This is a genomic window from Epibacterium sp. ABV4_022 (assembly GCF_056159345.1).
In genome coordinates this window covers 3066898-3081241 of sequence record NZ_JBSWVA010000001.1, presented here as the reverse complement: position 1 = coordinate 3081241, position 14344 = coordinate 3066898, and the positions used below count along the sequence as shown (strand labels likewise).

Genomic DNA, 14344 nt, shown 5'->3' with positions numbered 1-14344 from the left:
ATTCTGATGCTGCGCTGCAGCCACTTTCACGTTTACGAATGGCAGCTACGGGCCGTCCGTGAAGACGACCCATGCCTTTAGATTTCTATAGCTTTGGCGATGGCCAGCGCATCTTCAAGCTCGACGCCAAGGTATCTGACGGTGCTGTCCATCTTGGTATGGCCCAACAACAGCTGGACCGCCCGCAGGTTGCCCGTCTTCTTGTAGATTTGCGTCACCTTTGTTCGTCTCATCGAGTGCGTGCCGTAGGCGCTGGCCTCCAGTCCGATGGATGTCACCCACTCACGGACAATACGCGCGTACTGGTGGGTCGATATGTGAAGCCGTTCGTGAAAACGCCCGGGCCAAAGGTACTCGGAGCCGACCATGAGCGGCTCGCGCATCCACCTTACGAGCGATGCGCGTGTGCCCTCTGAGATTTCGAAGCGGACCGGTTTTTGCGTCTTGCTCTGGAGAACCGACGCGCGTTCCTTAATTTGGCCTGACGCCATGACATCGACCACTTTCATCCTCACCATATCGCAGCCGCGCAGCTTGCTGTCGATGGCAAGATTGAAGAGGGCCAGATCACGATGGTTCTCGGCCAGCTCCAGGCGCACCCTGATCGCCCAGACGTGTTTGGGCTTGAGTGGCCTCTTCTGGCCAACGATCCGGCCTTTATTCCAGGCAGGGCGCAGTGCGCGAATGGCGGGTAAGTTTGGTGTTTGCATGATGGATGCTCCGCTCCACCACGCCCTCCTTCATCGACAACCCGACGTTGACAAGACATCATATCACATGATGCCGCGCTGCATCCGGGGTCGGCTTCGAGCCCGCTCCAGTCATTCGTGCCAGCCGCGGCGAATGCAGGTGCGCCACCTCGGCTGCGTTTTGGCCGGGGGCGACGCGGGCCACGATCTGTTCTCGACCATAGACAGTGAGTCGGGCATTCTGATGCGGGTTGTGCATCCTTGCAGGTCCCGGGCTGGAGTTTGGCGATTGCACCCTACCCCCGCAGCGGGTGAACAACCTTCCGAGACTTCACAGCTAGGACCATTGCATTTCCACTAGAACGCAATGGCATCTGACGGATTAAGCCTGCGAGATGATAGCTCCACGCCACCGGATTTTCAGGGGCGCGGAGCTAGTCTGGGCATCAGATAGCCAGATCGTCGATCCAGCTGCCGTGGACGCCGGCGGGGACCCAGACCGGCAGTTCGATGGCTGCGACGGGGCCCGCCTCGATGCGGGTTGCGTCGAGGATCCAGAGCTCGGCCTCGTCTCTGCGCAGGTCGGTGACATAGGTCAGCAACCAGCCGTGATCCTCGGCCGTGCCTTTCGGGTCTGGGACAAAGCAGGGCTCGCCCGCCATCACGCCTTCGGGCAAGGGCAGCAACTGCCGCGCGCCGCTCCGCAAGTCGTATTTGGCTACGCCGCACCCACGCAGCCCCGCGCCGGGGAAGAAGCAGGCATAGGCGTAGCGACTTTCCCGACCCGTAAAGGACAGATTGATGGTCGGGAACTCGACCGTCAGATCATCGAGCAGCGCAATTTTCGCCTTGCCTGCTGTCGGGTCGATGTGCCACTGGCCACGCACGCAGCCGTCGGCGGGCGGGGCGCCATGGGGAGCGGTGCCATTGATGAAATCGGCCGCCCTGTCCCAGGCGCTGCGGTTGAAATACGGACCCTCCACGACGATCCGACCCTCGGCATTCTCCCAGGCATTGGCGAAATGCAAGGCATAATAAGGGGCGACCTCAATCCAGAGGACCCCGCCCTTGCTGCGATCACGCGGCATCACCCCGATGCGGGCGCGGTAGCCGTCTTGCCACGTGTAGGGGAAGGGCAGACCCGAGCCGAGGTCGAGCGCGACCGAAGGGTCGAACCAGACCACATAGTTCTCGGTGATGGCGAAGTCGTGGATAATCGAACCGCCGGGGCCGTCCAGCACCTCACTGTGGACCAGTCGCCCCTGCGCATCCGCGACGTGGTAGGTCAGGTGCGGAGCAAGGGGCGAGTTGCCGAAGAACAGCAACTCGCCAGTGCGGGGGCAGATCTTGGGGTGCGCGGTCATCATCGTCTTCAGCGCACCGTCGAAGTCGTAGGCGCCGAGGGTCTCCAGCTCTGGCGTAACCTCGAAGGGAAGGTTCACCTCCTGGAGGGCGAGGATGCGCCCGGCATGGGCGATGACGCTGGTCCCAGCGGCGCTGGCGGTCAGGTCGATGCTGCCATGTTCCGTGAACAGTGCCCGACCCTCGGTCAGCGCGGGTGTCTTGACCCAGCGGTTGCGATACCACTCAGCCCGCCCGCCCTTCAGGCGCAGCCCGTGGATCATGCCCGAGCCATAGAACCAGGCGCCGGGGTTCATGCCTTCCTTCGGGTTGTGGCCGTTGCGGAAGTAGCGGCCTGAAAGTGCGGTCGGGATCGCGCCCCGGACCGGCAAGGTCAGGGCCGTGGTCTCCTCCGTCACTGGACGGAAATGGCCGGAGAGAAAGCTGGGTGTACCGGCGGCGGTATCGCCCTTGGCCAGCGCCTCGAAGGTGGTGATGGATGTGGCAACAGCGCTGGCGGCAAGGCCGCTGCCCATGCGCAGGATATCGCGGCGGGTGGGGTTCATCACAGGATCTCCGTAGGAATGGGCTGGGCGCGGCGGCGTTCGACCTTGGCCAGCAGGATCAGGCTGGCGGTCAGCAGCAGCGCGCCGTTGAACGGGTGGAGGGAAAGCGGCAGAGGGTTCGCTCCGGCAGCGAGGGCGATCTGCGTTAGGTAGAGAGCGAAGGTCAGCCCGCCCCACCAACCGAAGCCGTTCAGTCGGCGGAGGAACAGCGACCCTCCGACAAGGGCAAGGGCCGGAAAGGACAAAGCCCCGCCAAGCGCCGCGTGCAGCCCCCACAGCCCGCCGTCGCGGAAAAGCGCGGCTCCGGCGCTGAGGAACTGGGCGAGAATGCCGACGGGGAGGGCACGGGCCGCAAGACTGAACCACAGGGGCGTGCCGGCGCCAAGATCGGTGAAAGTGTCATGCGTCGTCTCCATGGTTCAGGCCGCCCGTTCGAGAGGCGTGGCGATCCAGCGGGCCAGATGCACGGCATAGTCCGCGGCGGCGGCCTCGATCTGGTCGGGCGAGAGCTTGTCCGCCCGGTAGAGGACGAAGGGGTCGGCCCATTCCAGCCCGCAGCGATGCGCTGTGGCGCGCAGCGGCGCCATGAGATCCGCCATCGGGAACAGGTTGCGCCCGCCCGCCGTGTAGGCCTCGGGCGTGTTGCCGGCGGTGGCCGCGATCAGCAGCGGAGTGCCTTCCAGCCGGCGACCCTCAGCCTCGTAGGCGATGTAGAACATCCGCGTCAGAACGGCGTCCTGCCAGGCCTTCAGCAGCGGCGGGGTCGAATACCACTGCACCGGAAACTGCAGTACGAGCCGATCAGCCCCCAGCAGCCGTGCCGCCTCACGTTCGCCATCTCGGAGGAGGTCGAGACCATCCGGGCAGGCGGCGGTCATGTCGACCACCTCCACCCCTGGCAGGGCGGCGGCGGCGCGGGCCATTGCGGCATTGGCCTTCGATCGGCTCAGATCGGGGTGGAACATTAGGATCAGGGTCTTGGTCATCGTCATCTCCATGGTTGGGATGAGAGGAAGATGCCGGAGCACAAGAAATCACTCCAATCGATTAATAATATGTTCTATTATCACTCGTATGAATTTACGCTCGCTTGACCTTAACCTCCTGGTGATCCTCGACGCACTGCTGGACGAGGCGCATGTCAGCCGTGCCGCCGACCGGCTGGGCCTGTCGCAACCTGCCGCCTCGGCCGCATTGCAACGCTGCCGGCATCTGTTCCGCGACGAACTTCTGGAACGCGGGCGCGGCACCATGCGGCTGACGGCAAGGGCGGAGGCCCTGCGCGCGCCGCTAAAATCGCTGCTGGCCGGGGTGGGAGATCTGGTCGACCCACCCGAGGTGCCGCTGGCCGAGCTGCGCCAGACCCTGCGCATCGCCATGGCCGATTACCCGGCGCTGTTTGTAACCGGCCCCCTGCAGCGCGCCCTTGCGGAGAGCGCGCCGGGCGTCGACCTCGTGATCCAGCCCTGGCACGGGGCTGAGGCCGCGAAGGCCGCGTTGGTGGACGGCACGACCGACATCGCCATCTCGGTTTTCCCCGGCGAGGACGGCGACATCCACCGCGAGGAATTGCTGGCAGAGAGCTACGTCATCGCCCTGCGTCCCGGCCATCCGGCGATCACAGGCTTCGACCTCGATGCCTGGCTGGCATGGCCACATATCCTCGTATCGGGCCGAAGCGAAGCGCGCAGCCCGCTCGACGCGGAACTCGCGCGCTTCAGCCTCAGCCGCCGGGTCGGGCTGGTGGTGCCGAGCTTCGGCATGGTGCCCGACCTTCTGCGCGGCTCGGACATGATCGCCATGCTACCCTCGCGCGTACTGCCCGCCGCGCCGGACCTGATCGCCCTGCCGCCCCCGATCCCGGTTCCCGGCTTCCCGCTGCATCTCGCCTGGCACCAGCGGAGGACCAAGGACAGAGCGCTCAGGCATGCCGCAGGCCTCCTGGAGAGGATATTGAGGTGAAGGGCGAAGGTGACAGGCGGCCCTTAACCGTCGGTCACGTCTTGACGCCTCGTCCCTAGAAGCCGCCGTTCGGGCTGAGCGCGGCGCTGCGCGGTGGATGAATGGTGGCAATCTTGGTAAAACTACGTGCAAGATTAGAGGGATAGAAGCCAGGCAGTACGCAGACCGGGCGAAATCCGCACTGGAGTGCGTCCGGCCTTCTCGGCCGCCTCAAGTCCCTCGCCCTCGTCCTCGATAATGTTCTCGACAGGATCGTCCGTCGCTGTCCCCCGATAAATTGCCTTGCCTGTTGCGGCCGCGATCATACCCAGCATAGCCTTCTGACGCCGTCCGACTAAGCCGTAGAAGTCATGCGACCGCAGTAGCTGCGGGCCGATCAGGTGGCTCTCAAGGTGTGTATCAATTGCGGTGTCTGATGTCGCGCCCTTCTTCGGCAGACGTGCGAGATATAAAGACGGTGCGTCACCGCCCACGATCTGGTTCGTCTTGGAACTGATCGGTGTCTTGTTGTTGATGGTGTCATACCTCCCCCGCGCCATGCCGTTCTTCTGGCACCAGGCGCGGGGGAAGACAGTGGACACGATCGTTTTGCCCCGCAACCAGCTCCTAATCAGCTATTTGTGGGAGTTGCCGCAGACTCCTGATTTCGCATTTTGGGGCGTGGATGTGGAGACGAACCGCTCGCAGTGCATGAGTGACTGCTTCGCCGCTGACCCTGCGATTGCCATGTTGCGCTGCCGTCAGACCTCTTTGCGCCCATTGAATCCATTCCAGCCCGGATCTGAACGGACAGGGTGCAGTTGCAGCGAACGTCCTGAAGGTCCGCCCCACCGTCGTTCGAAGGTAGTTGGCGGCTGCACTTGCGGCGAAGGTCTGCTCTTCTTCGTGCGACTGCGGCATGGACCGCTCGCCGTGTCGCCAGATCTACCGACTTTGCAAAGAGCGCTATCTGCGCTTCGCTGACCTTGAAGCCAAGTGCAGCATCAGCCAGAGCCGCCACCGCCTGCTGAACGGCGGCTTTCGGGAAAGCTCTCGCGCTCGCAGCAGCGCCTTCGCGGCACCCTGCATGAATGTCGTGATTGGGCTGGCTGGCGACCTCTGGCAGCGAAGACCAAGCGCGGTTTCGTTGCAACTACGCTGCCGCAGTGCCGCAAGGCGGCTGTGAGCCCATTTTGCCGAATGCCGCATGCGTCATGAATGTCAGCTTGCCGGATCTTTCCCGCTGATAGCGCTGCTGATGAGCACTGCCCCGGCTAGATCAACCCTCTGTCAGGAAGCGCTCCTTCCAGTTCGCTGCCGCCTTGCAGATCCGCCGCAAACCGCGTAAACACTTCCCGCATTGGTTGTTTGGTGGAATTATGAACACGCATTTTTCTCAGCAGGACCGGCAGGGCCGCCTGTCGACCGTGCTTGGCGCGGACAGTCTGGTGCTGCTGCGCATGGATGGCAGCGAGGAGCTGTCAGGGGATTTTGAATGGCGCGTTGAGGCGCTGGCGGCCCAGGACGGGCTGGATTTGACCGCTCTTCTGGGTACGCATGCAACGGTGGAGATTAATCATGGGCAGGGAACCCGCGCCTTTGACGGGATCGTCTGCGAGGCCCGCCAGCGCGGCGCATTTGAGAACGGGTTCCGCTATGATCTGCTGCTGCGTCCTTGGCTGCATGTGGCGGCCCTCAGGCGCAACATTCGGATTTTCCACAGCAAAACCGTGATTGAAATCGTTCAGGAAGTGCTCCGCGCCTATGCAGGCCTCGGACATCCGCATCTGGAGGTGCAGGTCTCTGACGATTATCCGGTGCTGGAATACACCGTGCAATACGGCGAGTCTGACGCGGATTTTGTGCGCCGCCAGCTGGAGCGCCACGGCATCACCTGGTCCTGGCGGCATGAGGCGGGTTCACACACGATGCTGCTGAGCGATGCGGCCTTCAGCCTGCCGCAGGTGCCGGGCCTGTCACGGCCCTATTACGGTGTCGCGGGCTATCACCGCCACGAAGAGGAGCATTTCCGCAGCTGGTCCCCGTCGCAGCGCATCACAACCGGAGCGGTGCGGCTGACCGAGTACAACTTCAAGATTCCCAATGCCGCGCAGGAGACCCAGCAACTCAGCGAGGCCGCCCACCCCAGCAGCGATATCGAGAGCTACGACTGGCCCGGCGACTACCTGACCCAGGGCGAGGGGCGCGGCGTGGCGGACCGGCGCCTGGAGGAAGAGCGCGGCCAGGCTCAGCGCCACCACGCTGAGGGCGACGCGGTGTCCCTGGGTGCGGGCTGGCGGGTGACTTTGGCAGGCGATGATGTGCCGGGCGCGACGGGTGAGACATTCGTTTGCCTCAAGGCCAGCCACCGCTTCCGGGCACAGGCCTATGGCTCGGGTGATGGGGGCGGCGATGAGGCGCCTTATGACGGCGCTTACGTGCTGCTGCCGGAAGCCGCTCCCTTCCGCCCCGAGCGCCGCACCACCGGCCCGCGTGTGCAGGGGCCGGAGACAGCCGTAGTGGTGGGCGACGGCGAGATCGATTGCGACGAACACGGCCGCATTCTGGTGCGCTTCCACTGGGATTGCGAAAAGGCGCATACCATGCGGGTGCGCGTGAGCCAGAACTGGGCGAGCCAAGGCTGGGGTGGCATGGTCATCCCCCGCATCGGCATGGAAGTCATCGTCGAACACCTGCGGGGAGATCCGGACAAACCCATTGTCACCGGCTGTGTCTATAACGGTAAAAACAAACCGCCATATGAGCTGCCAAAGTATAAGACACGGTCGACCTTCAAAACCGATACACACAAAGGGCGCGGGTTCAATGAACTGCGGTTTGAGGATGAAAAGGGGCGAGAAGAAATATTCGTGCATGCCCAGAAAGACCGGAACGAAAAAATACTGCACAATCACACAGAACGTATCGACAACAACTGGGTGCAAAGTGTGGGCCACAACCGCGCTGCGGAGGTCGAAAATAACAGCGATGATGTTGTAGGTGGCAATATGACGCTGAGTATTGGCCGGAGCTACCTAGACGACATTGTGCCTCACGCGATTGAAGATCATTGGCAAGGCATCCCAGCGGCTGGCGTGAATTACGGTGAACGCGGGCGTGCTGAGCGCGGGGAAGGTAATTATGCGCTTCGCGTTGAGGGGTCCAGCAGTTCAATGATTGATCGCAACGTGTTGTTCTCGGTTGGTGGGCGTTGGGATCAACAAATGTCGAAAGACATGTCTCTTGATGTAGGTACACATCTCGACGTTGCTGTGGCCAAGAACCATACCGAAAGCGCTGGCTCTAAGCGCGTCATCCAAGCGGCAAGGAAGCTAGAATTAATTTGTGGAAAGGCACGCATCACGCTGCATGCTGACGGACGTGTCCAAATGAGCGGGATCACGCTAAACCAGTCCTTCAAAGATCGGATCACAATTTTCACTAAGGCCATGGCAACAAAGGCGAAAGCGACTTTTGAGGTTTTGTCTAGTCGCATAGATTTAAATTGAGGACGATATGCCCCAAGATGGAATTGCATATAATGGAGAAATTGTCCTCGGCGGAGGGCAAGCTGAAGACGAAGCGCTTCAGATCGAGATCGATGCAGGAGACCCTGATTTTCTAGTAGCTGCGGCGAATAAAAATCCGCAAACGGCTTGGGAGCGCTTTCAGGCTATCGTCGGTGGTACAGCAGAGGGGGCCTATTCGTGGCCCTTCGATTACACGCTCTGTATCCATTGGGTCGTGGGACACGCCGGTTTTTATGGCCCTCATGTGCAGCAGAACTGCTTTTATCACCGCGATCGCATTCTCGGCGTCCTTGGTGCAGGGGTTCGTGTTATTTACTATCTGATTTTCCGAGGCCTGCTTTGGCGGCTGCTGACCAATGAAACGGCGCAAAATTTGGCACGTGATCACCTGTCGGAGGCGGACCGGAACTTGTTCAACGATGCAATTGATCGCGCGGTTCCCGATGAGGCACGGCGCGCACAGATCGTCGGGCGCTATGCTTCAGGACAATTTTTTACGCGCTGGATGAAGTCACGGATCAGACGACGGGGCGGTGGTAGTCTCGAGATGCGCGGAGTCGCATGGACTAATACGATCATGCTTATGTGGGGATCAGCCATTCACGCTTCTATTAACCACCCTTCTAATTTCGGCATCATAGAGATATTCATTTCTTGGATTACAGGCGATGCAGACCACTCTATCGACAGTGACACGTATGTTTCACTTTTTCGGGTAGCGCAAACACTTACAGAAAACGCAGAATTTATGGATGCGCTCGGCGATGACTTCGTGCTGTATCGCGAGTTCATTCAGGCATTGCTCGATTTTGGCTCGAGCGGAGGGCGAAGCTAATGAAGTTCATTCGCTTTGTTTTGGGGCTCGTTTCAGACATACTCGGTCAACTGCTCACAGGGATTGGCCTGATGATTGTGCTCGGTTCTTTCGTGGCGGAGATATATATCATGGTTGCAGTTGGAATTGTGCTCATGGTGATCGGGTTCTTTTTGTTTCGTAGTACTTGATTTTCCGAGCCGATGGAATTGCCCTTGGCAACGGAATGTGCCGATAGCGTATGAAACCCCGTGCGTAGAGCAGAAACAAAATTTTGGAGAGCACATTATGCCAGCGGCAGGACGAGAAGGCGACACCGGGTCTGAACACAATGGGTTCCCGCCGACACCAGCCACAGAAGGCAGCGGTGATGTCGGTATCAATGGGAAACCGGCTTTGCGCGTGGGAGACGCTTTTGCGCCGCACTCAAAGCCCAAGCATCCTCCGCACGGGCGGCGCTGGCGGTTGGATCTGGCGGTGTGTTCATCAACGGAAAGCCCGCTGGACGCGTCGGCCATGCCATTGACTGCAGCGGGACCGTCGAAAGCGGCTCTGGAGATGTGTTTATTGGTGGATGATCCTGCTACGCGGTTCCTCCTATCGGATCGCCTGCAAATTAGTTACCCCTCTGCGGCTATTGCACGGTCTCGCTCGGACGAAAGCCGACTTTGGAGCGTTTGCAGCGAAAGCACAGTTTGTCCCGCCCCACCGTCGTTCGAAGGTAGTTGGCGGCTGCACTTGCGGCGAAGGTCTGCTCTTCTTCGTGCGACTGCGGCATGGACCGCTCGCCGTGTCGCCAGATCTACCGACTTTGCAAAGAGCGCTATCTGCGCTTCGCTGCCCCTGGTGCTGACCGCAGCATCAGCCAGGGCCGCCACCGCTTGCTGAACGGCGGCTTTCGGGAAGTATTTCGCGACTGCAGCAGTGCCTTCGCTGCGCCTCGCATGAATGTCGTAGTTGGGCTGGCTGGCGTCATCTGGCCGCTTGGATCTCGTACGGATTCGCTGAAACCTTGCAGCCGCATCGTGGCAAGTCCGCTGTGAGCCCATACTCACCTTCAATCTTCAAGCAGCTGACTGTATAAAACACCTATGTTCAACCGTCTCTTCGCCAAGCTATTCGGTTCAAAACCGCAAACAACTTTCCAGTTTCAACCTCGCTGGAAGGAAGAATTGGTTGTGAAAGGTCCAGGTGGCTCGTTCGTTCTTGAGCTACCTATGGGCGTGTATTCTGCATACCTTCCAACTCAAAAGGCCTGGGAAACGAAGGCTCCAGAATGGGCGAGAGACCTTTGGCCGCTGCTGAAGAGTGAACTGGAGGAATGGTGCGTTAGAAACAAGGCAGCGTTTTATGTCGATGAGACTGCGACAGTGTTCGTAGAAGGGTAGCCCGACTGCGTGTTTCCCAACTCTAACTGTATAACTGACCAACTGCAGCTTTGTCCCGCTTCCCTTCCGTTCGACAGTGGTTGGTGGCTGCATCTGCAGCGAAGGTCTGCTCCCTCCATCGCTCGTGCAGCATGGGACCGTTGCCCAGGTGACAGATCCTGAGACTTTGCAAATGTCGCTAACTGCGCATAGCCGACCTTGGTGCGCGGCGCAGCACGTGGGTTCCGGTTGCTAGGGCTTGAATGGCCGCTCTTGCCAGTCTGCCATGGAACATTCGCACACGCAGCTAAGGTCCGGTTCCCGCCCTCCCTGTCTATGCCATGCGTCACGCTGCGCCTGACACGAATGTCTTGTTAGGGCTGGTTTCTATCGTCAGCTTACGGCACCCAAGTAAAGCCCACCTGTGAGCTCCCTGCCGGGATACGATGCCCAGCATCGGGGGCGATTCCGGGGATCACATCAAGCGCTACTTAAGTCCGTAAGCCGCACGGCCAGTAGACGGACCATCTGATGCGAGTGCAGAACCAATGCCTTGTTTTTTTGCACCCGGTTAGCTTGAGCTTTAGAAAAATAGCTTCAAGGAGCGTGCTTCCCACATTCACTATCTGTTCATCGTTTGTATTGGGAAATTTTGCTGGTAACATCATGCGAGGATTATATTCACGCCAGCCTTGAAAACCGTTGAACGTGAGAGCGTTCCCAGGGTTCGAATCCCTGTCTCCCCGCCATTAAATCAATGGGTTACAGAGCTACATGCGAACCTCGGAAATGGCCGGAACTTGGCAGTTCTCCACAAAGTCACCCATTGTAACGTTCTGTCCCGTTTTCGTTCCCGCAGGGTCTGATCGATTGGAGGCATTGCAACGGGGCGCAAGGCACGGCTGGGCGCACTGTTCAGGCGCACTGTCGCATATCAGAATTTCTGCCGGAGAGGTCTTGAAGGGAGGGGGGGCGGCAATCCGGGCCGCGGGGCCTGCAATAGAGATGCGCGACACTCGCCCTTCGAAGGTGAATTCATCCAACGCATTCACTTGAAAAAGGAATTGCACCTTGCGTGCGTTCACAAGGTGTAATCGGGTATCGAGGGAGCGGGTCGCTCCCTCTATCTCGGATCCGTCTTTTTGCGAAACGCTCTCAGACGTGCGGTCTTTTCAGCGTTGGCCTTGGCTTCCTCGTCGCGCAGGCGTTTGACGACAAGTGTTGTCCGATCAGCCGCTGACAAAGACTCCGAAGATTTTGATTTTGCAGCGGACACCGAGAGATATGCAAAGATATCCGGGGTGTCCTTGTTTGCCGGGGTCTCGGTCATCTGTCCTTGTCCCCGGCAATGGCAATCATGCGAGTGCCAGGTTTCCGGCAGAGGTGCGCCCGTCACGACCGCTTTCGAGGTCGTAGGTGACCTTTTGGCCATCATCGATGCGGTTGATGCCGGCGCGTTCAACTGCGGAAATGTGCAGGAACACGTCCTGAGTGCCATCTTCAGGCTGAATGAAGCCGAAGCCTTTGGTAGAGTTGAACCATTTCACGGTGCCATTGGCCATATCCGTAATCTCCTAAAAAGTCTGTCCGCGGGATTGCGACAGGTCGGCAAAAGTTGATCCAAGTCGATCGACTGATACCGTTTGGGCGGAAGCAGAAATTCGAAGAGAAGAAACGTTAGCCCCGCACAGATGGGTGCTCTGCCGCATCAATGCAAGGATTCTTTTGCAAAAGGGGCTGCGGTGGCCACCCTCGACCAACTCCGCACAGGTGCCGAACCGCCCGGATCACCCTTTGTTGCCTTGGCTTCAGCAACGTGCCGAGGTGTTCGCAGTCGGCAACTGGCGTGGCTGCGGGTCACAGCAGCCGGGCATGGGAAACGGGCTTTACGGTTGAGGGGGTGTTCGGTTAGCGTCGCATAAGTTGCGCACCACGGGTGCGGGACCAAACCCCACGCTCAAGGAGATCACATGACCACTCTGCAATCGCTCACCTCCGGTGATTTCGAAGCGTTCCTCAATCGGGTGTTCGACGTGCGGTCGGTTGCGGATGAGGTGCAGCTGTCGCTGATCGAGGTAAAGCCCCTGGGCGCGGGAGAGCGCGAGGGCGGGGCGTTCTCCACCCTGTGGCAGGGGCCAAAATCGCCCGTGCTGGAACAATCGGTCTACCGTCTGTTTGAGCAGGAGTTCGGCGAGCAGGAGCTTTTCCTGGTGCCGGTCGCCGAAAAGGACGCGGGCATTCAGTATGAGGCGATCTTTACCTGATCGGCCGGGGGATCCCAGCGCATCAGATCGTAGACGCCCTTGTCCTCTTGCGTGCGAAATCCAAGGCGACGGTAGAGCGTTTGCGCCGGGTTGGCCTTTTCCACATGGATGCTCACCGGTTTTGCCGCAGCCTGGGCCTCGTCCTGAAGGTCCAGCAGGATCGCACGTCCGAGGCCCAGGCCCCGCGCCTCGGGTATGAGCGCAATGTCGATAATGCGGTGTTCGCTGTCCCACCGTTCCAGATAGAGGCGCCCGACCGGCGTCTTGTCGCGTAGAACCACCAGCCACCGCGCCTGTGGGTAATGCGCCTGGTAATGAGCATGCTGCGCCTCGAACTGCATCGCGATGAATGCCTGTTTCTCTGTCTCGTCCCAGGGGGTGCGATCCAGCTCGGCTTCCCGTGTGCTTCGATAGAGCGCTTCGAGGAATTCGTGGTCCTCGGGCCTGATCCATCGATACCCCACCCCCAGAGCCGCTGCACGGTCCTGCACTGGCAGGGGGGCGGTCGACTGCGGTCGCACTTCGAACTTTGGAGGCAGGACGGACGCAGGGATCATGACGGGTTGGGCGTGATGTCTTGTGTGGTCGCAATCGCGGCATAGCCCGCCCCTAGCTCGGTCCATGTCGCCGACCAATGGCCTAGGGACTGTTGACGCAGGTAGGCCGCTTTGCCGGTGTCCGGGTCGAGCGAAAACAGGCTGAGGCTGGTGTCCGCGTTGGGTTGCAACATCAGGTTGCAGTTCTGATAGACATGCCCGATGACGGCCGGGCTGGACCAGTCATCCGATCCGGTCCCGGTCTGGTATTTTGCGTAGACCGGGCAGTTTGCCCCGTAGCTCAGTTGCGCGACAAGATAGAGACCGCCTTGGGGCGAGGTGGACACATCCATCGTATGCACAGGAGACACGAAGGAGGCAAACAGCACCCAGCCGCCAAAGCTGCTGGAACTGACCTGTTGCTGCACCTTCATGTAGATCTTGTCGTCGATCCGCGCGAAAATATGGACCAGAGCGTTATGGTCGAGGCCACAGACGATCTGTTCGAAACCGGTCAACCCTTCAGAGATGTCCTGCCAGCCGCTCCAGCTCTCGGGCAAGAATGGCCTGTCGCTGGACTGGAGGTTCAGGTAAGGCACCCCATCCGCGTTGATACCGGCCAGAAAAAGGCGGCCATCCGCATTCTGCGTGGCGGTCAAGCTGACAAGCGCACCGGGCAGCTGTTGCCAGTCCGACCAGATCTGCGCTGGCGGCACTTCGACGGGCACTGTCACCTCGATCGGTGTCTCGGTGCCGGGGGGCACGACTTTGACGGTTTTCTCAACCACGGTGTTGGAGTTCTGGAACTTCCACCAGATCGTATTGTCCGCCTCGGCACTTGACAGGAACACGTTTGCGCGTCCGGTCAGACCATTGATCAGCACCGTATCAAGAATGCCGCTCACCCCGTCCGGCTTGCCCAGGGTCTGAGGCGGTGCAAAACGGCTGTCGGCGTCCTCGTTCCGGGTTTCGCGTATATAGGTCAGGTCTCCGGTGGCCGCGTCCACTGCCAGAACGGAAACATATCCATCCTGGGTGACCGACGCGTTCAAATGCTCCGGCTGATAGCTGGTGTTGGTCAAAGCCGTGAAGCCGCTGTCAAAACCGCCGTTTTCGACCGTCTGGTCCTTGTAGCCCAACGCGCCCGCCGGTGTGAGGGCGGTAAAAAAGATCCGAAAGTAGCTCGGTTCCGTGACCACATTTCCTTCGAATTCTGCGGGGGTGGCGTCTTCAACTGACATGTCGAGATGTCCTTCCGATAGGCTTGGCTGGCGCAGGCGATGTCGCTGGGGCAGG

The 14344-nt window shown here is 60.2% G+C and carries 15 protein-coding genes; 5 read left to right on the top strand and 10 right to left on the bottom strand.

Annotated features, from left to right (window positions below):
• Window positions 1-77: 77 nt before the first annotated feature.
• From ACXAF5_RS14615 to ACXAF5_RS14600, 4 genes are all read right to left on the bottom strand, one after another.
• Window positions 78-710 carry a tyrosine-type recombinase/integrase gene (locus tag ACXAF5_RS14615; RefSeq protein ID WP_474947143.1) on the bottom strand — a complete coding sequence of 211 codons (633 nt, stop codon included), beginning with the start codon at window positions 708-710 and terminating at the stop codon, window positions 78-80.
• Between the two features lie 425 nt (window positions 711-1135).
• Entirely contained in the window at window positions 1136-2596 is a 1461-nt protein-coding gene (locus ACXAF5_RS14610; RefSeq protein WP_474947142.1) for a carotenoid oxygenase family protein, read from the bottom strand.
• Complete coding sequence (locus ACXAF5_RS14605) at window positions 2596-3012, bottom strand: DUF6220 domain-containing protein (RefSeq protein ID WP_474947141.1); 417 nt, start codon at window positions 3010-3012, stop codon at window positions 2596-2598. The genes ACXAF5_RS14610 and ACXAF5_RS14605 overlap by 1 nt, the downstream gene beginning before the upstream one ends.
• Window positions 3013-3015: 3 nt before the next feature.
• Complete coding sequence (locus ACXAF5_RS14600; RefSeq protein ID WP_474947140.1) at window positions 3016-3582, bottom strand: NAD(P)H-dependent oxidoreductase; 567 nt, start codon at window positions 3580-3582, stop codon at window positions 3016-3018.
• A gap of 88 nt (window positions 3583-3670) precedes the next feature.
• Between ACXAF5_RS14600 and ACXAF5_RS14595 the strand changes: the two genes are divergently transcribed.
• A complete protein-coding gene (locus ACXAF5_RS14595; protein ID WP_255729847.1) occupies window positions 3671-4558 on the top strand; it encodes a LysR family transcriptional regulator in 888 nt (295 codons plus the stop codon).
• Between the two features lie 134 nt (window positions 4559-4692).
• Here the strand turns inward: ACXAF5_RS14595 and ACXAF5_RS14590 are convergent, their stop codons facing one another.
• Window positions 4693-5139 (bottom strand): hypothetical protein, encoded by a 447-nt coding sequence (locus ACXAF5_RS14590; protein ID WP_474947139.1) that lies wholly within the window; start codon window positions 5137-5139, stop codon window positions 4693-4695.
• Window positions 5140-5859: 720 nt separating this feature from the next.
• On the opposite strand from ACXAF5_RS14590, the gene ACXAF5_RS14585 reads away from it, so the two are divergent.
• From ACXAF5_RS14585 to ACXAF5_RS14575, 3 genes are read left to right on the top strand one after another with little or no spacing between them, the layout of a single operon-like run.
• Window positions 5860-8046, top strand: a complete 2187-nt coding sequence (locus ACXAF5_RS14585) for a type VI secretion system Vgr family protein (protein WP_474947138.1) — start codon at window positions 5860-5862, stop codon at window positions 8044-8046.
• Between the two features lie 7 nt (window positions 8047-8053).
• Entirely contained in the window at window positions 8054-8902 is an 849-nt protein-coding gene (locus tag ACXAF5_RS14580; RefSeq protein ID WP_474947137.1) for a hypothetical protein, read from the top strand.
• Entirely contained in the window at window positions 8902-9072 is a 171-nt protein-coding gene (locus ACXAF5_RS14575; RefSeq protein ID WP_421701857.1) for a hypothetical protein, read from the top strand. Before ACXAF5_RS14580 ends, ACXAF5_RS14575 begins: the two co-directional genes overlap by 1 nt.
• Before the next feature lie 443 nt (window positions 9073-9515).
• On the opposite strand, the gene ACXAF5_RS14570 is transcribed toward ACXAF5_RS14575, so the two are convergent.
• The 3 genes from ACXAF5_RS14570 to ACXAF5_RS14560 form a co-directional block, all read right to left on the bottom strand.
• Window positions 9516-9659, bottom strand: a complete 144-nt coding sequence (locus ACXAF5_RS14570; protein WP_474947136.1) for a hypothetical protein — start codon at window positions 9657-9659, stop codon at window positions 9516-9518.
• A gap of 1712 nt (window positions 9660-11371) precedes the next feature.
• Window positions 11372-11578, bottom strand: coding sequence for a hypothetical protein (locus tag ACXAF5_RS14565; protein WP_474947135.1), 207 nt, complete (start codon window positions 11576-11578; stop codon window positions 11372-11374).
• 25 nt (window positions 11579-11603) lie between these two features.
• A complete protein-coding gene (locus ACXAF5_RS14560) occupies window positions 11604-11810 on the bottom strand; it encodes a cold-shock protein (RefSeq protein WP_239322873.1) in 207 nt (68 codons plus the stop codon).
• Between the two features lie 408 nt (window positions 11811-12218).
• On the opposite strand from ACXAF5_RS14560, the gene ACXAF5_RS14555 reads away from it, so the two are divergent.
• Window positions 12219-12512, top strand: coding sequence for a DUF6916 family protein (locus ACXAF5_RS14555; protein ID WP_474947134.1), 294 nt, complete (start codon window positions 12219-12221; stop codon window positions 12510-12512).
• On the opposite strand, the gene ACXAF5_RS14550 is transcribed toward ACXAF5_RS14555, so the two are convergent.
• Both ACXAF5_RS14550 and ACXAF5_RS14545 read right to left on the bottom strand, forming a co-directional pair.
• Window positions 12488-13069 carry a GNAT family N-acetyltransferase gene (locus ACXAF5_RS14550; protein ID WP_474947133.1) on the bottom strand — a complete coding sequence of 194 codons (582 nt, stop codon included), beginning with the start codon at window positions 13067-13069 and terminating at the stop codon, window positions 12488-12490. The genes ACXAF5_RS14555 and ACXAF5_RS14550 overlap by 25 nt on opposite strands.
• On the bottom strand, window positions 13066-14289 hold the full coding sequence (locus ACXAF5_RS14545) for a DUF8189 domain-containing protein (RefSeq protein ID WP_474947132.1): 1224 nt from the start codon (window positions 14287-14289) through the stop codon (window positions 13066-13068). The genes ACXAF5_RS14550 and ACXAF5_RS14545 overlap by 4 nt, the downstream gene beginning before the upstream one ends.
• Window positions 14290-14344 lie beyond the last annotated feature (55 nt).

Coding starts and splice junctions, on each gene's coding strand:
- ACXAF5_RS14560 (WP_239322873.1), bottom strand. CDS start 11,810: ATGGCCAATGGCACCGTGAAATGGTTCAACTCTACCAAAGGCTTCGGC.
- ACXAF5_RS14610 (WP_474947142.1), bottom strand. CDS start 2,596: ATGAACCCCACCCGCCGCGATATCCTGCGCATGGGCAGCGGCCTTGCC.
- ACXAF5_RS14595 (WP_255729847.1), top strand. CDS start 3,671: ATGAATTTACGCTCGCTTGACCTTAACCTCCTGGTGATCCTCGACGCA.
- ACXAF5_RS14570 (WP_474947136.1), bottom strand. CDS start 9,659: ATGCCGCAGTCGCACGAAGAAGAGCAGACCTTCGCCGCAAGTGCAGCC.
- ACXAF5_RS14550 (WP_474947133.1), bottom strand. CDS start 13,069: ATGATCCCTGCGTCCGTCCTGCCTCCAAAGTTCGAAGTGCGACCGCAG.
- ACXAF5_RS14545 (WP_474947132.1), bottom strand. CDS start 14,289: ATGTCAGTTGAAGACGCCACCCCCGCAGAATTCGAAGGAAATGTGGTC.
- ACXAF5_RS14580 (WP_474947137.1), top strand. CDS start 8,054: ATGCCCCAAGATGGAATTGCATATAATGGAGAAATTGTCCTCGGCGGA.
- ACXAF5_RS14605 (WP_474947141.1), bottom strand. CDS start 3,012: ATGGAGACGACGCATGACACTTTCACCGATCTTGGCGCCGGCACGCCC.
- ACXAF5_RS14615 (WP_474947143.1), bottom strand. CDS start 710: ATGCAAACACCAAACTTACCCGCCATTCGCGCACTGCGCCCTGCCTGG.
- ACXAF5_RS14555 (WP_474947134.1), top strand. CDS start 12,219: ATGACCACTCTGCAATCGCTCACCTCCGGTGATTTCGAAGCGTTCCTC.
- ACXAF5_RS14575 (WP_421701857.1), top strand. CDS start 8,902: ATGAAGTTCATTCGCTTTGTTTTGGGGCTCGTTTCAGACATACTCGGT.
- ACXAF5_RS14565 (WP_474947135.1), bottom strand. CDS start 11,578: ATGACCGAGACCCCGGCAAACAAGGACACCCCGGATATCTTTGCATAT.
- ACXAF5_RS14600 (WP_474947140.1), bottom strand. CDS start 3,582: ATGACCAAGACCCTGATCCTAATGTTCCACCCCGATCTGAGCCGATCG.